Below are 15869 nucleotides of genomic sequence, written 5' to 3' on the forward strand. Positions count from 1 at the left end.
GCGTCCTCGGCGTTCACCCACCGAGGAGGTTCGTCATGGCCGTCCCCAAGCGGAAGATGTCCCGCAGCAACACCCGCCACCGCCGAGCGCAGCGGAAGGCCGCCACCCCGGCCCTGGTACCGGTCACCGTCGACGGCGTCCGGCACCTGGTGCCGCAGCACCTGGTCAAGGCCTACGAACGCGGGCTGCTGCGGCCCGAGGGCTGAGCCGCGAGCGGCCAGCGCAGGGCCGGGATGACTCCGGCGGCCTCCAGGCCCGCCGGGTCCGCGCGCAGGATCGCCTCCTGGGCGAGCCGCAGCGACGGTCCCGGCTCGACGCCCAGTTCCTCCCTCAGCACCCGGCGGGCACTGCGGTACACCGCCAGCGCGTCGCCCTGGCGGCCCGCCCGGTACAGGGCCACCATCAGCTGGTGGTAGAAGGGCTCCCGCAGCGGGTGCTGGACGACCAGGCCGCGCAGTTCCTCGATCATCTCGTGATGGCAGCCGAGCGCCAGCGCCGCATCCATTCTCAGTTCGGTGCAATTCAGCCGTTTCTCGTCCTGGACAGCAGTGAACGAATCGATGACCAGCGACCCCGGAATGCCCTCCAGAACCGGGCCGCGCCACAGTGACAGCGCCCGCCGCAGCAGTTCCGCCGCATGCGAGTAATCAGCCGCCACATAGCGCTCCCGGCCATGGGTGTAGAGCGCCTCGAATTGCCGGATGTCCGATACCGTTCCGTTCGTGTCGAGAATGTACCCGAGCGGTGTCGTGATGATCGGTGACATTCCCCGCGGACCGCTCAGGAGCTTCCGCAGTTGTGACACGTACACCCGCAGGCTCGCGAAGGCGCAGCGCGGCGGGTCCCGCTCCCACAGTTCGGCCACGAGCTTCTCGCCGGCCACCGGCTCACCCGCCCTGATCAGCAGAAGCGCGAGCAGTTTGACGAGCTTGGGTGGCTCGGGCGTCACGTCGGCACTCCCCCGGGTCACCCGCAGGCGCCCGAGCAGGTCGTAGCGCAGTGGCTGGTCGGCCTGTACAGAGGACAGGGCCACAACAAACCCCCCAGAATGCGTGGGTACGCATTCAACTGATTCTGGTTCCCCCGTCCGCCCTCAGGTCTGGGACGCCACCTGGTCGGCAATTTCCCGACCGGTGCGTGAAGCATATGCTAGCCCGTCGGCCGCTACCACCCCCTCCTCGTTACGCGGTTATTAAGGAGTATAAAACCGGGGCCGCCGAGAGGCCTATGGGAATGAATTCGGCCGCGTGAATTGCGGCGGCCGGAATTATGTCCCGCAGGCGGCCCGTCCCGTCCCGACGGTCGTGGTCAGCCAGGAGAAGAGCCGGTCGTGGAACAGCCGCATGGCACCCGAGTGGCAGTGCGCCCCGCCGCCCTCGTCCGCGGTGAACACCTGGAGGGTCTTGGGCGAGTTCAGCCCCGTGTAGACCTTCTTCGCGTGTTCCAGTCCCGCGAAGAACAGGTCCTCCTCCGCGTCCATCACGAGCACGGGACAGCGCACCCGGCCGATGACCTCCGCCAGGCCGAACGCGGGCAGCCGGCGCAGCAGCGCGGCCGGGGTCTCGGCGCCGAAGGTCCACATGGCGTGCCGCAGCAGCCAGCGGGTGAAGGTCTGCTGGGCGGCGACCCCCCACATCACCGGGTTGGCGAAGTCGTCGTGTCCCTGCTCCACCCAGTCCAGTACGAACGGCGGCAGCGGAACGACATCGCCCAGCTGCCAGACCGCGTCGTGGGCGACGCAGCCCGCCAGCCGGTGCTCGGACGCGGCCGCCCGCACGGCGAGCAGGCCGCCGAGGCTGGTGCCGACCAGCGCCAGGCGGTCGGGATCGACGCCGGGCAGGGTCAGGGCGTGGTCCACCACCGGCGTGACGACCTTCTCCCAGTCGGGCCGGAAGACCAGCCCCTGCTCCCGCAGGACGGTGCCCTGCCCCGGTCCCTCGAAGCACAGGCAGTTCCAGCCGTGGGCGAGGGCCGCCGCGGCCACGAAGAAGTAGCCCTCCTCGACCGTGGAGTCGAGCCCGCCGTGGTGGATGACGGTCGGCCGGGGCTCGTCGGAGTCGTCCACCCGGTAGAAGTAGGCGGGCAGTGAGGTGTCCTCGTACGGGATGCGCAGGTACTGCGGTGGCCGGTGCATGAGGGCGGCGGCGTCGGCGAAGGTCTCCCGGGACAGGCGCATCAGCCGCAGCGCCTCGGTGTCCCGGGGATCGTCCCGCTCGAAGAACTCGGCGGTGCGGTAGTAGTTGTGCGCCCGCAGCAGGGCGGTCCGGGCGTCCTCGGTGCGGCCCTCGGCGCGGGCCGCGGTGGCCAGCCGGTGGACGCGTTCGGCGAGCTGGGTCCACGCGTGCCGCCAGGCGTCGGTGTCTCCGCCGGGGATCCGGGAGGCGACCGCGACGACCTCGCCGAGCTGCGCGCCGCCGTAGTCGGCGTAGCCGGCCGCGCGCAGCGCCTGGTAGTCGAAGGCGGGGTCGTCGAAGAGGAATTTCATGGCAGCGGCTCCTCTGCTGGGTGGCGGTGCTCCGGTGTCGTGCCCGGCCCTGTCCCGGTCCGGGCCGTGCGGGTTCCGTTCAGGAACGTGTCGACGATCCGCTCGGCGAACGCAACCGATTCCACCGGGCGTTGACGCAGGATCAGCCGGGCGGCCATCGGTCCGGTGAGCATCTCGATCGCGTCGTCCAGGTCGAGGTCGGCGCGCAGCTCACCGCTGTCGACGCCGTCCCGCAGGACCCGCAGCAGCGCCTCGTGCCGGGCGGCGACGACCGTGGCCTCGAACCGCTCCACCAGCTGCGGGCGGCGTACCGCCTCGCCGAGCAGGCTGCCGATGAGCCGGTGCAGATTGGTGTCCTGGCCGCGGTGGCGGAGCTGGTCGACGAGGGTCACCAGCCGGTCCCGCAGGCCGAGTCCGTCGAGCGGCGGGACGGGCAGGTCGAGGCTGCCCAGCGCGGCCAGCACCAGCTCTTCCTTGTTGCGCCAGCGGCGGTAGATGGTGGCCCGGGCGACGCCCGCGCGCTGGGCGACCAGGTCCATGGACAGGTCGCCGAAGCTGCAGCCTTCGCCGAGCAGGCCCAGGGTGCTGTCCAGGATCGCCAGGTCGGCGGCGGGGTCGCGCCGGCGGCCGCCCCGGGATTCGGGCCCCGTGGCGGTTGCCGGCCGGTCGGCGTGCTGCATGCTCTTCAGACCTCCGTGGGGTGGACTTCTCGCCCGGTCGACTCCGGCGTCGGCCCGGACACCGGGGGCTCCAGGACGACCGGCAGCACCGTCGGCGGGCGCCGGCGGTGCGGGTGCGCGGTCGGTGACGTGCGGTCAGGAGGCGTGCGGCCGGGCGGATTTGTCACGTGCTTCCGCTCCCCGGGGAGAAGAGGGTGATCGTGAGCCGAATGCCGTTGAGGTGCCGTGGCGTTGACGGTAGCCCCGGCGGGCAATCGAGTCAACGCTGTATCGAAACATGGCTGACTCGATTGCCGTGGCGGCGGTCAGGGGGCGTCGGGTCCCAGGGCGCGGGCCACCAGGAAGCGGTCCAGGACGCGGTCGCAGCGCAGCCGCCACCCCGGGGCGGCGGCATCCAGCCACCAGCCGCTCCCCGGGTCGGGGCGGGGACGCAGCCCGCGGAAGTCATGGGCGAGTCCGACGCCGAGCGCCTTGGTGTAGGCCTCCTTGAGCGTCCACAGCCGTACCAGCGCCGCATTGCGTGCGGCGGGCGGCAGTTCACCGAGTTCCGCCAGCTCCTGAGGGTGGCAGAACCGCTCCGCGAGCCCGGGCGCCAGCAGCGGGCGGTCCGACGCCTCGACGTCCACGCCGATCCGCCGGCCGCGGGCGACACCGACCACGAGCACGTCGGCGGTGTGGCTGATGCTCACGTCCAGCCCCTCGGGAGCCCGCAGGACCGGTCGCCCCCGGCCGTCGCGGTCCACCGTCACGCGGTGCGGCTGCGTGCCGGCGGCCACGGCCACGGCATGGCGCAGCAGCAGCCGGGACCCCAACAACCTTTCCTGTACGACTGGTTCGCGCGTCGCACGGTAGCGCTGCCGGTCCGGTCCCAGCACGTCCTCGGTGAGCGCACCGGGCGCCCGCGCCCACTCCGCGAGCCGCCCGAGGCGCACGGCATGCCCGCCGGGGGCGAGCGGGCCGCCCTCGGCCCCTTCGACGGGTACGTCCGGTCCGTCCATCGAGCCCTCCTTGCGGCGACGTCTCAGGCACCGCGTGCCAGCACCGTACGTGCCCTCGCGCACACCCACCGTGGCATCCAGCCACGTGCTGCCTGGTCGTAGAAGGCGAAACCCTTGACGTGCGCACCAATTTTCGCTTTACGCCGCCTTTTCACCGCCCGTCGAGGCTGGGGGCATCGGTGGCACTCGGTGCCGCCGCAAGGACCGCCCTCGGAGAGGACAGCCCGTGCCACACCAGCTTCACCACCGGACGTTGACGGACGCCGTACGCACCGGCGTCGAACGCCATCCCGAGCGTGCCGCCTTCGTGTACCTGCACGAGGACGGCTCGGGCCTGCGGCCCGAAGAGCTCAGCTACGCGGAACTGGACCGCCGGGCCCGGGTGGTGGCCACCCGGCTGACGCAGTCGTCCAAGGGCGACCCCTCGCGTCCGGTGCTGCTGCTCTATCCGCCGACCCTGGACTTCGTCACGGCCTTCCTCGGCTGCTTCTACGCCGGGCGCACCGCCATCCCGGCCCCGCTGCCCGACGAGCCGGGCGAGCGGCTGGCCCGGGTCCACGGCATCCTGCGGGACGCGAAGGTCGGGGCGGTGCTGACGCTCCCGGAGTACCGGCAGGCCATCGGGGCCTGGCTGGTCGCCGCGGGCGAGCAGGACGTGCTGTGCCTGGCGACCGGCGGGGACGACGAGGAGACGGCCGACCCGGACCTGTGGACCCCGCCCCGGGTGCGGGACAGCGATGTGGCCTTCCTCCAGTACAGCTCCGGCTCCACCAGCGAGCCCAAGGGCGTCATGGTCAGCCACGGCAACCTCGCCGCCAACGAGGAGGCCATCCGCGCCGCCATGGTGACCCCGGAGGGTGTCGTGGCCGGCAGCTGGCTGCCGCTCTACCACGACATGGGGCTCATCGGCATGACCCTGCACCCGCTGTGGAGGGGCGGCACCAGCGTGCAGATGTCGCCGATCGCCTTCATCAAGCAGCCGCACCGCTGGCTGCGCATGATCCACGACTACCGCGTCGAGGGCACAGCCTCCCCCGACTTCGGCTACGCGCTGTGCACCCGCCGCGTCACCGAGGAGCAGTCCGCGGACCTGGACCTGTCCAGTCTGCGCGTGGCCCTGAATGGAGCCGAACCGGTACGCGCCGACACCCTGCGTGCCTTCGTCCGCCGCTTCGCGGGCAACGGGCTGCGCCCGCAGGCGCTGCTGCCGTGCTACGGACTGGCCGAGAACACCCTGCTGGTCTCCAGCGGGGACACCGAGTCCGCCCACCTCGAACTCACCGTGGACGCCCGGGCCCTGGAGCAGGACGAGCTGCGGCCCGCCCGCAGCGACCGGCCCGCGCGCACCCTGGTCGGTTGCGGCCGGCCGAAGGACACCGAGGTGCTGATCGTCGACCCGATGACCCTGCACGTGCTGCCCGGCGGCCGGATCGGCGAGATCTGGCTGCGCGGCCGATCGGTGGCCGAGGGCTACTGGAACCGGAAGGAACTGACCGCCGAGACGTTCCGGGCGACCACGGCCGACGGCCGGACGGGCTGGTTCCGCACCGGTGATCTCGGGGCCCTGCTCGACGAGGAGCTCTACGTCACCGGCCGGATCAAGGAAATGCTGATCCAGCACGGCCGCAACCTCTACCCGCAGGACATCGAGCAGGCCGTGCAGGACTCCGGCGAGGCGTTCCGGCGCGGCGGGGGCGCGGTGTTCACCGTCACCGACGAGGCCGCCCGGCTGGCGCACGTGGTCGTGGTGCAGGAGCTGCGCGGCCGGGCCCCCGAGGAGCAGTACCTGGCTCGCCTCGCCGCCTCCGTCCAGGCCCTGGTCAGCCGTCAGTTCCAGCTGCCCGCCGTGAGCGTGGTGCTGGTGCGCCCCGGCGCGATCCGCAAGACCACCAGCGGCAAGACCCAGCGCACCCTCATGCGGCGGCTCTTCCTCGGCGGCGACCTGCCGGTGCTGCACCAGCGGCTGCACGCCCCGGTCGCCGCCCTGGTCACCGGCGCGGGCGCGGCACCCGAGCCCGCCGCCACCCGCCGCTGAGACCCGAACATCCGAAGGTCCGAGAGAGGGACACCCATGAGCATCGCCTCCCGAACCCATGACATCCGCCCCGCCCCGCCCCAGCACCGCCCCTCGCCCGCGGCCGTCGGCCTGGACCTGTGGCTGATCGAGCGGGTCGCCTTCCATCTCCGCAGGACCGCCGACGAGATCGACCCGGACACCCCGCTCGCCGACTACGGCATCGACTCCGTCGCGGCGATCAGCATCTGCGGCGAGATCGAGCAGGCGTACCGGATCCCGGTCTCCCCCACGATCGCCTACGACTTCCCGACCGTCCACGCGATCGCCTCCCACCTCGCCGAACGCCTGGCCGCGCCGGCGGCGGACGGCGGCAACCGGTCATGAGCGAGCGCGAGCCCATCGCGGTCGTCGGCCTCGACTGCCGGTTCCCCGGCGCCCGCGACGCCGACGAGTACTGGGCGCTCCTGATGGACGGACGGGACGGCACGGGCCGGGTGCCCGAGCAGCGCTGGGACGCCGAGCGCTACCACGTCGCCGACCCGTCCGGCCCGGACAGCGCCCACACCGCACGGCAGCCCGGCCGCAGCAACACCGTGCGCGGCGGCTTCCTGCACGACGCCGACGCCTTCGATCCCGCCTTCTTCGGGATCGCGCCGCGGGAGGCCGCCGCGATGGACCCGCAGCAGCGGCTGCTGCTGCAGTGCTCGTGGCGGGCCGTCGAGGACGCCGCGACCGCCCCCCAGGACCTGGCCGGGACGGCGACCGGCGTGTTCGTCGGAGTGATGGCCAACGAGTGGGCCCATCTGGCGCTCAAGGACTACGACGAGATCACCGCCCACCACGGCTCCGGCAACGGCTACTTCATGGGCGCGAACCGGGTCTCGTACCACCTCGACCTCAAGGGCCCCAGCCTGGCCGTGGACACGGCCTGCTCGTCCTCGCTCGTCGCCGTGCACCTCGCCATGAACTCGCTGCGCTGGGGAGAGTGCGACCACGCCCTGGTGGCCGGCACCAACCTGATCATGACGCCGGTCATCAACATCTTCTACACCCAGGCCGGCCTCTCGGCACCCGACGGCCGGTGCAAGCCGTTCAGCGCCTCGGCCGACGGGATCGGGCGGGCCGAGGGCGTGGCGGTGCTGGTGCTGCGCCGGCTCAGCGACGCCCTGGCGGACCGTCAGCCGGTGTACGCGGTGCTGAAGGAGACCGGGAGCAACCAGGACGGCCGCAGCAACGGCATCACCGCGCCCAACCGGTGGGCGCAGGAGCAGCTGATCGGGTCCGTGTGGCAGCGGGCCGGCATCACCGCCGACGACATCGCCTTCGTGGAGGCGCACGGCACCGGGACCCTGCTCGGCGACTTCATCGAGGCGCAGGCGCTCGGCCGGCTGACCAGCGGCCGCAGCGGCGGCAGCGTCGCACTGGGCTCGGTCAAGAGCAACTTCGGGCACGCCGAGGGCGCGGCGGGCATCGCCGGGCTCATCAAGACCGTCCTGGCGCTGCACCACCGCACGGTGCCGCCGAGCAGGTTCGCCCACGACGAGAACACGAAGCTGGACCTGCCCGGCCAACGGCTGTCGCTGCTGAAGTCGCCGCTCAGGCTGCCCTCGGGCACGGTGCACGCCGCGGTGAGCAGCTTCGGCATGGGCGGCAGCAACGCGCACGCGGTCCTGGCCTCCGCGCCCCGGACCGTCCACCGCACCCAGCCCGGGGCACCGGGCGTATTCACCGTCTCGGCCCGGGGCGCGGAGCGGCTGCGGGCCAATCTCCTGGCCCAGGCGGACGCCCTGTCCCGGCGCCCGGGCGACCAGCTGGCGCAACTGTGCTGGACCAGCAACCGGGTCAAGTCCCGGCTGCCGCAGCGGGTGGCGGTCGCCGCCACGGATCTGCCCGCCCTGGTGGCCGGGTTGCGGGAAGCGGCGCGTCGAAGCGACGACCCGGGCCCCGGACGGCGCCCGGCGCCGTCGGTGGCGTTCGCCTTCACCGGACAGGGCGCGCAGCACCCCGGGATGGCCGCCGCCTGGTACCGGTCCTGCCCCGCCTACGCCCGGCACCTCGACGCGCTCGACGAGCTGCTCGCCCCGCACACCGGGCGGTCCGTGCGCGACCTGCTGCTCGAGGGCGACGCCGACATCCACCGCCCGCGACTGGCCCAGCCCGCCCTGTTCGCGGTCGGCTACGCGATGGCCGCCACCCTGGCCGAGGCCGGGATCAAGCCGTCGTACGTCCTCGGGCACAGCATCGGGGAGTTCGCCGCCGCCTGCGTGGCCGGGGCACTCGACCCGGCGGACGCCGCCCGCCTGGTCGCCCGGCGCGGCGCACTGATGGAGACGCTGCCGGAAGACGGCGGGATGCTCGCGGTGTCCCTGGACACCGCGGAGGTGGAGCCGCTGCTGACGGGACGGCAACGGCTCGGCCTGGCCGCCGTCAACGGACCCGGCCGTACGGTGATCGCCGGCGACCGCGGTGAACTCGCGGCGCTCGCCGACCAGTTGACCGAACGCAAGGTGGCCGTCCGGCCCCTCGCGGTCTCCCACGCCTTCCACTCGCCGCTGATGCTGCCCGTCGTCGAGGAGTTCCGCCGGGTGTGCGCGGACGTCCCGCGCCGCCGCGCGGACCTGCCGTTCTTCTCGACCGTGCACGGCCGGGAGCTGACCGGCGAGGAGTTCCTGGACGCCGACTACTGGGCCCGCCAGATCACCGCGCCGGTGCGGTTCGCCGAGGCCGCCCGACGGCTCTTCGCCACCGGGGTCACCCACGTGGTGGAGATCGGCCCGGCCGCCGTACTCACCGGGCTGCTGGCCCGGCTCCGGCCGGCCGACGGCTCCCCGGTGAGCCTGCACGCCGCGCACCCCGGCGAGCACGCGCCCGGCCACCGGCCCCAGCAGCTCTTCGGCGAGCTGTGGTGCGCGGGCCTCACCCCCGACTGGGACCTGCTGTACGCCGACTCCGACCGGCTGCCGCGGCGGCTGCCGCCCTACCTGTTCGACGCGTCGTTCCGGGCCTGGCGCTCCGGCGACGGACCGGATCTCCCGGAACCGTCCGCGTCCCACGCCCCCCGCAGCGCGGACACCGAGGCACCGGCCCCCACGGACGGCGGGCAGTCGAGGGCGGGCGAAGCGCCGGACCCCCTGGCCGCCCTCGCGCACCGTCTGGTGTGCCGGATCGGCGGGCACGACCCCGGCCTGGTGCACGACGACTCCCGGCTCCACGAGGACCTGGGCTTCGACTCGATCCAGGCGGTGGAGCTGAAGACCCGCATCGAGCGCGAGCTTCCCCTCCTCGGCACGCTCCCGGTCGAGGAGCTGCTGGAGAGCATGCGCACCGTGGGCGACCTCGTCCGCTACCTGCGCGACCGCGCCCTCGCCGACGCCACCCCGACCCTCACCCCGGAAGGAACCGGTCGATGACCGCTCCCCTCGCCCACCTGGCCTCGGTCGGCACCTGCCTGCCCGGGGACCCGGTGGACAACGCGACCCTCGCCAAGCTGGTCGGCGTCGACGAGACCTGGGCCGAGATGTTCATCGGCAACACCAGCCGGTACTTCGCCGTCGACCTGGCCACCGGCCAGGTACGGCACACCCTGGCCGACATCGCGGCGACCGCCGCCGACCGGGCGCTGGCCCAGGCCGGCCTCGACCCGCACGACATCGACTGCATCGTCATGGGCACCGCCACCCCGGACCATCTGATGCCCGCCACCGTGAACCTCGTCGCGGACCGGCTCGGCATCGACAACGTCCCCACCTACCAGCTCCAGTCCGGCTGCGCCGGTGCCGTGCAGGCCCTCGACGTGGCCCGCACCCTGCTGCAGGCCCGGCGCTGCGACACCGTGCTGGTGATCGGCGGCGACGTGTGCGCCAAGCACCTGGAACGGGACTTCGACCCCGGCACCCGCACCTCCGCCGAACTCGTCAACTACGCCCTCTTCGGCGACGGGGCCGGCGCGGCCGTACTCAGCGCCGACCCGCTGGGCCCCGGGATCGCCGTCCGGCACGTGCTCAACCGGCTGGTGGGCCTGGGCCGCGCACCGGGCCAGATCATCGACTGGTTCGGCCTGGGCGACCGGCACAGCGACCGGCCCGCGGTCTCGGAGGACTACAAGGCGATCGAGGAGACCGTGCCGCTCCTGGCCCAGCAGATGTTCTGGGAACTCCTCGCCGACCTGGGCTGGAGCGCCGACCAGGTGGACTTCCTGCTGCCTCCACAGCTCTCCGGCCGGATGAGCGACCGTATCTCGGCGGCCATGCCCGCGCCGGACGCCCGGCGGATCAACGTGGTGCGCACGGTCGGCAACAACGGCAACGCCCTGCCCTTCCTCCAGCTCGCCGAACTCCTGCGGCAGTGGGACGGCCCCGGACGCGCGATCGCGGTGGCCGTCGAGTCCAGCAAGTGGATCAAGTCCGGTATCGCGCTGGAGCGGACATGACACAGGCCCAGGAACGGATCCCGGCCCCGGCAGCCCCGGCCGGCCCGCCCGACCCGACGGCGCTGGCCACCCTGCGCGGCCGGTACCGCGCCGGGCAACTGGCCGCGGAGTACGGCTCGGTGCGGGCGCTGCTGTCCCGGATGCCCAGGGGCGATCTCCCGGCCGCCGGCCAGCTGCTGGCCCGGCTCGACCCGGCGGAGGTGCGCCGCCACGTCCCCGACCTGCCGGTGGTCCGGGTGGCGGTGACCGGCGAGTCCACGGTGGCCCCGGTGGTGGGACCGCTCACCGCCGAACTGGCCCGGCACGGGCTGTGGCTCGAGGCGAAGGTCGCGCCCTTCGGGTCGTACCTCCACGACCTGATGCGGCCGGACGACACGGGCGGTGGCCAGAACGACGGCAGCCCGGACGACACGGCCGGGCACCAGGAGCACGGCCGCCCCGACGACACGGCCGGGCGCCAGAACGACAGCAGCCCGGACCACACCGCCGGGCACCGGGACCACGGCCGCCCTGACCTCATGCTCTGCGTGCTCGACGCGCACACCGTCCTCGGTGACCTCAGCGTCCCCTGGCGCGCCGAGGACGTCGAAGGCGCGGCGCGGACCAAACTCGCGCTGATCCGTGCCGCCGTACGCGCCCACCAGCGGGCCGGCCGAGGCCTGCTCGTGCTCAACACGGTCCCCCTGCACCGCCACCTCACCCACCAGCTGATCGACCTGCGCTGCCGCGCCCGACTCGGCGCGGTGTGGCGGGAGTTCAACAGCGGACTGCTGTCGCTGGCCGCCGAGCACGCGGGCGTGGTCGTCGTCGACCTCGATCCGCTGATCGGTGAGGGCGTGCCCGCCGCGGAGCCGCGCGCCGCCCAGTACGCCCGGGCCCGGCTGTCCGAAGCGCTGCTCGCCGCCTACGCCCGGGAGGCCGCCCACATCGTCCGCGCGCGCCTCGGCCGGACCCGCAAGGTCCTCGCGCTGGACCTGGACGGGACGCTGTGGGGCGGAGTGCTCGGCGAGGACGGCCCCGGCGGCATCGAACTCGGGGACGGGCTGCGCGGCGAGGCCTTCCAGGCCTTTCAACGGGTCGTCCGCCAGCTCGGCTCCCAGGGCGTCCTGCTCGCCGTCAGCAGCAAGAACGACGCCGAAACGGTGAGCCGGACCCTGCGCGAGCATCCGGCCATGCTGCTGCGCGAGGACGACTTCGTGCTGGTGAGCGCCAACTGGAAGCCCAAGCACGACAATCTGCGGGACATCGCCGAGCGGCTCGGACTCGGCCTGGACAGCTTCGTCTTCGCCGACGACAGCCCCTTCGAGTGCGGACTGGTCGGCGAGCAGCTGCCCGAGGTCGCCGTCATCCGCGTCGACGACGACCCGGCCCTGCACCCTTCGGCGCTGCTGGCCGACGGCTGGTTCGATCTGTTCGACCTGACCGAGGCCGATCTGGAGCGGGCGGACCGCTACCGAACCGAGGCCCGGCGGCAGGAGTTCCGCGAGGACGTCGACTCCTACCAGGCCTACCTCGACGGGCTCGGCCTCGAGGTCACCCTCCGCCCGCCGGCCGGGCCCGAGCTGGCGCGCGTCGCGCAACTCACCCTGCGCACCAACCAGTTCCACCTGGCCACCGAACGGCTCGACGTCCCGGAGGTGGCCGACCGGATGGCGCGGCCGGGGCACCACGTGCTGGCGGTGCACGCGCGTGACCGGTTCGGCGACCAGGGACTGGTCGGCGCGCTGTTCCTGCGCCGCGACGGCGAGGTGCTGCGCATCGACAACTTCGCGCTGAGCTGCAGGGTGTTCTCCCGGGGCATCGAGAGCGCCTGCGTGGCCGCCGTGCTCCGGTTCGCCCGCGACACCACGGCCCGGGCCGTGACCGGTCGCTATCTTCCCTCGCCGCGCAACGCCGCCTTCGCCGCCTTCTACGGCGACCAGGGCTTCACGCCGGTCGGCACCGACCCGGACGAGCCCGGTGCCGTCCTGTTCCGGCACGACCTGCGCGACCTCGCCCCCGCCCCCGCTCATCTGCGGCTGGACGCCGCGTTCGGGCCCGACGACGGAGACCGCACATGACCACAGCCCTCGCCGGCACGACCGAATTCCGCACACTCCTGGAGGAGGAACTGGGCCTGTACCTGCGGGAGGAGGACCTGGACCGGCCGCTGGACGACTTCCCCGACTGGGACTCGGTGCTGCTGCTGCGGCTGGTGACCGTGGTGGAGGGCGCCGTCGGCGGGCGGATCCCGGTGGCCGACCTGCTCCAGGCCAGGACGTTCCGGCAGATGCACCAGGTGGTGACGGACCGATGACCACCACTCCCACCCTCGACACCACCGCCCCCGAGGAACCCGCCGCCTGCCTGCACTTCCACGCGCTGTTCCTCGACACCCAGCTGGACGTGGTCTGGTCCCCCGGCCTCGGCAGGCGGCTGCGGGCCTGCCTCACCCGGCTCCTCACGGGCCGCGAGAACGGACCGGCGCCCCGGACCGTGCCCGCGCGGCCGGCCGAGGAGAAGGGAGCGGCACGATGATCCCCGCGGCGGAGCTGCACCGGTTCGCCCTCCCGCACGCGCACGCCCAGGGCATCCCCGGCGATGTCATCCACCGCGTGACACACCGGCTCCGCGACGACGAGGAGCCCGGCGCCTGGACCCACGCGTGGTCCTCGCTCGCCCGGGCGGCCGAGGCCCGGGGCCGCGATCTGGACGCGGTCCGCTACTGGTCCATGGCCCGCTTCCCGTACGTCGACGGCCCGGACCGGCTCGCCGCGCAGCAGTCCTGTGTGGCCGCCTTCGACCGCTGGCGCAAGGGCGTCCGCGGCATCTCCCGGCTCGATCTGCCCTTCGAGGGCTCCGGCTTCGCCTGCTGGACCGGCGGCCTGTCCGCCCGCGACAGGCTCCCGCTGATCCTCGTCATCGGCGGCATCGCCGGCGTCAAGGAGCAGTGGGCGCCGGTGCTCGCCGAGTCCGGCCGGCTCGGCGCGGCCGTCGTGGTGACCGAGCTGCCGGGGGTCGGCGAGAACTCCCTGCCCTACGGAACGGACAGTGTGCGCATGCTCAGCCACCTCGTCGATCTGCTCGGCCGGGCCGCCGACACCTCCCGCAGTTGCGTCGTCGGCCTGGGCTTCGGCGGGCATCTGGCCCTGCGCCATGTGCTGGAGGACGACCGCCTCCGGGGACTGGCCGTCGTCGGGGCGCCGGTGCGGGACTTCTTCGCCCGGGCCGCGGACGGCACACCGCTGCCGCATCTGGTCAGCCGCACCCTGTCCCACCTGACGGACACGCCGGTGGACCGCCTCCCGGCCGCGCTCGCCGACTGGGGTGTGGCCGGGGAACAGCTGGCCGGACTGCGCATCCCGGTCGCCTGCGTGGCCGGCCGCGACGACGGGACCGTCCCGTACTCCGACGCCCAGCTGCTCGAACGGACCGTGCCGCGGCTGCGGTTGATGGAGAACGGCACGCTGGGCGGGCGGCCCGAGCAGGCCGCCGAGACCCGGCTGTGGCTGCTGGCGCAGGCGCTGCGGATGGCGGGCACGGCGAGCGGGGCGCGCCGGGCGGCCTCGGCCCGCGCCGGCGTCCTGCGGGCTCGCCGCCGGCTGAACGGCACGCCGTCGGGAGCGCCCGCGTGACCGCCGCGGCAGCGGTGTCCTGGCTCGGTCGGGCACCCCGTGCGGATGCCCGGCTGCGGCTGTTCTGCTTCCACCACGCGGGCGGCGGCGCCTCGTTCTTCCGTTCCTGGGCCGACCGTGTCCCGTCCGGCGTGGAGGTGCTGCCGGTGCAGCTGCCCGGGCGGGAGGCGCGCTACCGCGAACGCCGCTTCCAGGACGCCGGGGAGCTGGTGGAGGCCCTCGGGCGGGACCTCGCCCCCTGGCTCGACGAGGGGCCCTGGGCCGCGTACGGCCACAGCATGGGCGCCCTGGTGGCGGTCGGTCTGGCAGCGGCCCGGCTGCGGGAGAACGGCCGCGGCCCCGAGGCGGTCTTCCTGGGCGCGTACGCCGCCCCGCACCTGACGCCCGTGCTGCCCCCGCCGGACCGGTACGACGACCGTGAACTGGCCCGGCTGCTGGTGGACTTCGGCGGCATGGACGCGCGGTTCCTGGAGCGGGAGGACTGGCTGCGGGTGCTGCTGCCGATCGTCCGGGACGATCTGCGGATCTGCGCGAGCCACGCCGGGGCGGGGCTGCCGGACCCGGACGACGAACGGGCCCGGCTGCCCCTGGCCGTCGAGGCGTTCGCGGGCCTCGACGACCCGCTGGTGGAACCGGGACGGGTGCGCGCGTGGGAGCGGTACGCACACGACTTCCGGCTGACCCTGGTGCCCGGCGGTCACTTCTTCCCGCGCGAGGAACCCGGCCCGTTCTTCGCCCGGCTCAACAGGTCTCTGGGCCGCCTTCTCGGCGAGCCGGCGCCGGCCGGACCACTCGCGGCACCCGGCTGATCCGGCGCGCGCTGTCGTCGGCGTTCTTCTCGTACAGCGCGCGCTGTTCCTGGATGCCCGGCATCACCCACAGCGGCCGGGCCGAGGCGTCGGCGAACGCGAGGCCCGCGGTGCCGGGCCCCACCCCGGTCAGGGTGAGGGCGAAGGGCGCCAGGTAGTCGATGCCGTTGTCCGCGGTGAGCCGGAACGGGCGGTCGTGGCCGGGGTAGATCACGTCGGACACGTCCAGGATCCGCCCGATGCTCCGCTCGGCCTGCTCGGCGTCCCAGAAGACGAGCGGGTTGCGCCCGGTCGTGGCCACGTAGGCGAAGTGCAGGGCGTCGCCGGTGATCGTGGCGCGCCCCGCCTCGGTGCGCACCACCAGGCCGATGCTGCCCGGTGAGTGCCCGGGCAGGCCGATGACCTCGACGCCGGGGATGATCTCCTCGCCGTCCGTGACCTCGCGGACGGGGAGCTGCTCCAGCAGCAGGCCCGTCCAGGCGGGCGTGGCCCAGTCGTTGGCGTGCGGGGTGTGCGCGTACCGGCGCTCGTCGGGATGGAGGACCAGTGTCGCCCGGGGGAAGAGGTCGATGTTCTGCACGTGGTCCCAGTGGGCGTGGGTGAGGACGACCGTGTCGATGTCGTCGGCGCTCAGGCCGCGTTCGGCGAGCGCGGCCCACAGGAAGGGACGGCGGCCGACGTGGGCGGCGTCGACGAGGATGTTCCGGGGCCGCCCGGCGGCGTCCGGGCCGCGTACCAGGAACACTCCGCAGAAGGCGGGGTAGCCCTGATCGGTGTCGAGGCCGAAGCCGGGCAGGAGGATGTCGATGGTCGGCATGGAACTCCCTTGCTGCAGGG

The 15869-nt window shown here is 73.5% G+C and carries 15 protein-coding genes; 10 read left to right on the forward strand and 5 right to left on the reverse strand.

The genetic code is table 11. The annotated features are described in order from the left end of the window. Positions 1-35: 35 nt before the first annotated feature. Complete coding sequence (rpmF, locus tag M8H82_RS25490; RefSeq protein WP_250077354.1) at positions 36-206, forward strand: 50S ribosomal protein L32; 171 nt, start codon at positions 36-38, stop codon at positions 204-206. Here rpmF and M8H82_RS25495 read toward each other — a convergent pair. The 4 genes from M8H82_RS25495 to M8H82_RS25510 form a co-directional block, all read right to left on the reverse strand. Next, positions 173-1033, reverse strand: a complete 861-nt coding sequence (locus tag M8H82_RS25495) for an AfsR/SARP family transcriptional regulator (RefSeq protein ID WP_250077355.1) — start codon at positions 1031-1033, stop codon at positions 173-175. The genes rpmF and M8H82_RS25495 overlap by 34 nt on opposite strands. 234 nt (positions 1034-1267) lie before the next feature. Then, the gene (locus tag M8H82_RS25500; RefSeq protein ID WP_250077356.1) at positions 1268-2485 is read right to left on the reverse strand and encodes a S9 family peptidase; all 1218 of its coding nucleotides are present in this window, start codon (positions 2483-2485) and stop codon (positions 1268-1270) included. Then, positions 2482-3165, reverse strand: a complete 684-nt coding sequence (locus M8H82_RS25505) for a TetR/AcrR family transcriptional regulator (protein WP_250077357.1) — start codon at positions 3163-3165, stop codon at positions 2482-2484. The genes M8H82_RS25500 and M8H82_RS25505 overlap by 4 nt, the downstream gene beginning before the upstream one ends. A gap of 305 nt (positions 3166-3470) precedes the next feature. Further along, positions 3471-4163: a 4'-phosphopantetheinyl transferase superfamily protein gene (locus M8H82_RS25510; RefSeq protein WP_250077358.1), complete on the reverse strand. Its 693-nt coding sequence runs from the start codon at positions 4161-4163 to the stop codon at positions 3471-3473. A gap of 226 nt (positions 4164-4389) precedes the next feature. Between M8H82_RS25510 and M8H82_RS25515 the strand changes: the two genes are divergently transcribed. The 9 genes from M8H82_RS25515 to M8H82_RS25555 are packed head-to-tail and all read left to right on the forward strand — an operon-like array spanning position 4390 to position 15032. Then, positions 4390-6198 (forward strand): fatty acyl-AMP ligase, encoded by a 1809-nt coding sequence (locus M8H82_RS25515; protein WP_250077359.1) that lies wholly within the window; start codon positions 4390-4392, stop codon positions 6196-6198. A gap of 36 nt (positions 6199-6234) precedes the next feature. Continuing rightward, positions 6235-6564 carry an acyl carrier protein gene (locus M8H82_RS25520; RefSeq protein WP_250077360.1) on the forward strand — a complete coding sequence of 110 codons (330 nt, stop codon included), beginning with the start codon at positions 6235-6237 and terminating at the stop codon, positions 6562-6564. Beyond that, positions 6561-9590, forward strand: a complete 3030-nt coding sequence (locus M8H82_RS25525) for a type I polyketide synthase (RefSeq protein ID WP_250077361.1) — start codon at positions 6561-6563, stop codon at positions 9588-9590. The genes M8H82_RS25520 and M8H82_RS25525 overlap by 4 nt, the downstream gene beginning before the upstream one ends. Next, positions 9587-10609 carry a 3-oxoacyl-ACP synthase III family protein gene (locus tag M8H82_RS25530; RefSeq protein ID WP_250077362.1) on the forward strand — a complete coding sequence of 341 codons (1023 nt, stop codon included), beginning with the start codon at positions 9587-9589 and terminating at the stop codon, positions 10607-10609. The genes M8H82_RS25525 and M8H82_RS25530 overlap by 4 nt, the downstream gene beginning before the upstream one ends. After that, positions 10606-12669: an HAD family hydrolase gene (locus tag M8H82_RS25535; protein ID WP_250077363.1), complete on the forward strand. Its 2064-nt coding sequence runs from the start codon at positions 10606-10608 to the stop codon at positions 12667-12669. Before M8H82_RS25530 ends, M8H82_RS25535 begins: the two co-directional genes overlap by 4 nt. Beyond that, entirely contained in the window at positions 12666-12905 is a 240-nt protein-coding gene (locus M8H82_RS25540) for a phosphopantetheine-binding protein (protein WP_250077364.1), read from the forward strand. The genes M8H82_RS25535 and M8H82_RS25540 overlap by 4 nt, the downstream gene beginning before the upstream one ends. Next, positions 12902-13126, forward strand: coding sequence for a hypothetical protein (locus tag M8H82_RS25545; RefSeq protein ID WP_250077365.1), 225 nt, complete (start codon positions 12902-12904; stop codon positions 13124-13126). Before M8H82_RS25540 ends, M8H82_RS25545 begins: the two co-directional genes overlap by 4 nt. Continuing rightward, on the forward strand, positions 13123-14223 hold the full coding sequence (locus M8H82_RS25550) for an alpha/beta hydrolase (protein WP_250077366.1): 1101 nt from the start codon (positions 13123-13125) through the stop codon (positions 14221-14223). The genes M8H82_RS25545 and M8H82_RS25550 overlap by 4 nt, the downstream gene beginning before the upstream one ends. Continuing rightward, positions 14220-15032, forward strand: coding sequence for a thioesterase domain-containing protein (locus M8H82_RS25555; protein ID WP_250077367.1), 813 nt, complete (start codon positions 14220-14222; stop codon positions 15030-15032). Before M8H82_RS25550 ends, M8H82_RS25555 begins: the two co-directional genes overlap by 4 nt. Here M8H82_RS25555 and M8H82_RS25560 read toward each other — a convergent pair. Then, on the reverse strand, positions 14965-15849 hold the full coding sequence (locus M8H82_RS25560; protein WP_250077368.1) for an MBL fold metallo-hydrolase: 885 nt from the start codon (positions 15847-15849) through the stop codon (positions 14965-14967). The two genes, M8H82_RS25555 and M8H82_RS25560, sit on opposite strands and share 68 nt — an antisense overlap. Positions 15850-15869 lie beyond the last annotated feature (20 nt).

Origin of the sequence: Streptomyces sp. YS415, assembly GCF_023544665.1 — a bacterium.
GTDB lineage: Bacteria > Actinomycetota > Actinomycetes > Streptomycetales > Streptomycetaceae > Streptomyces.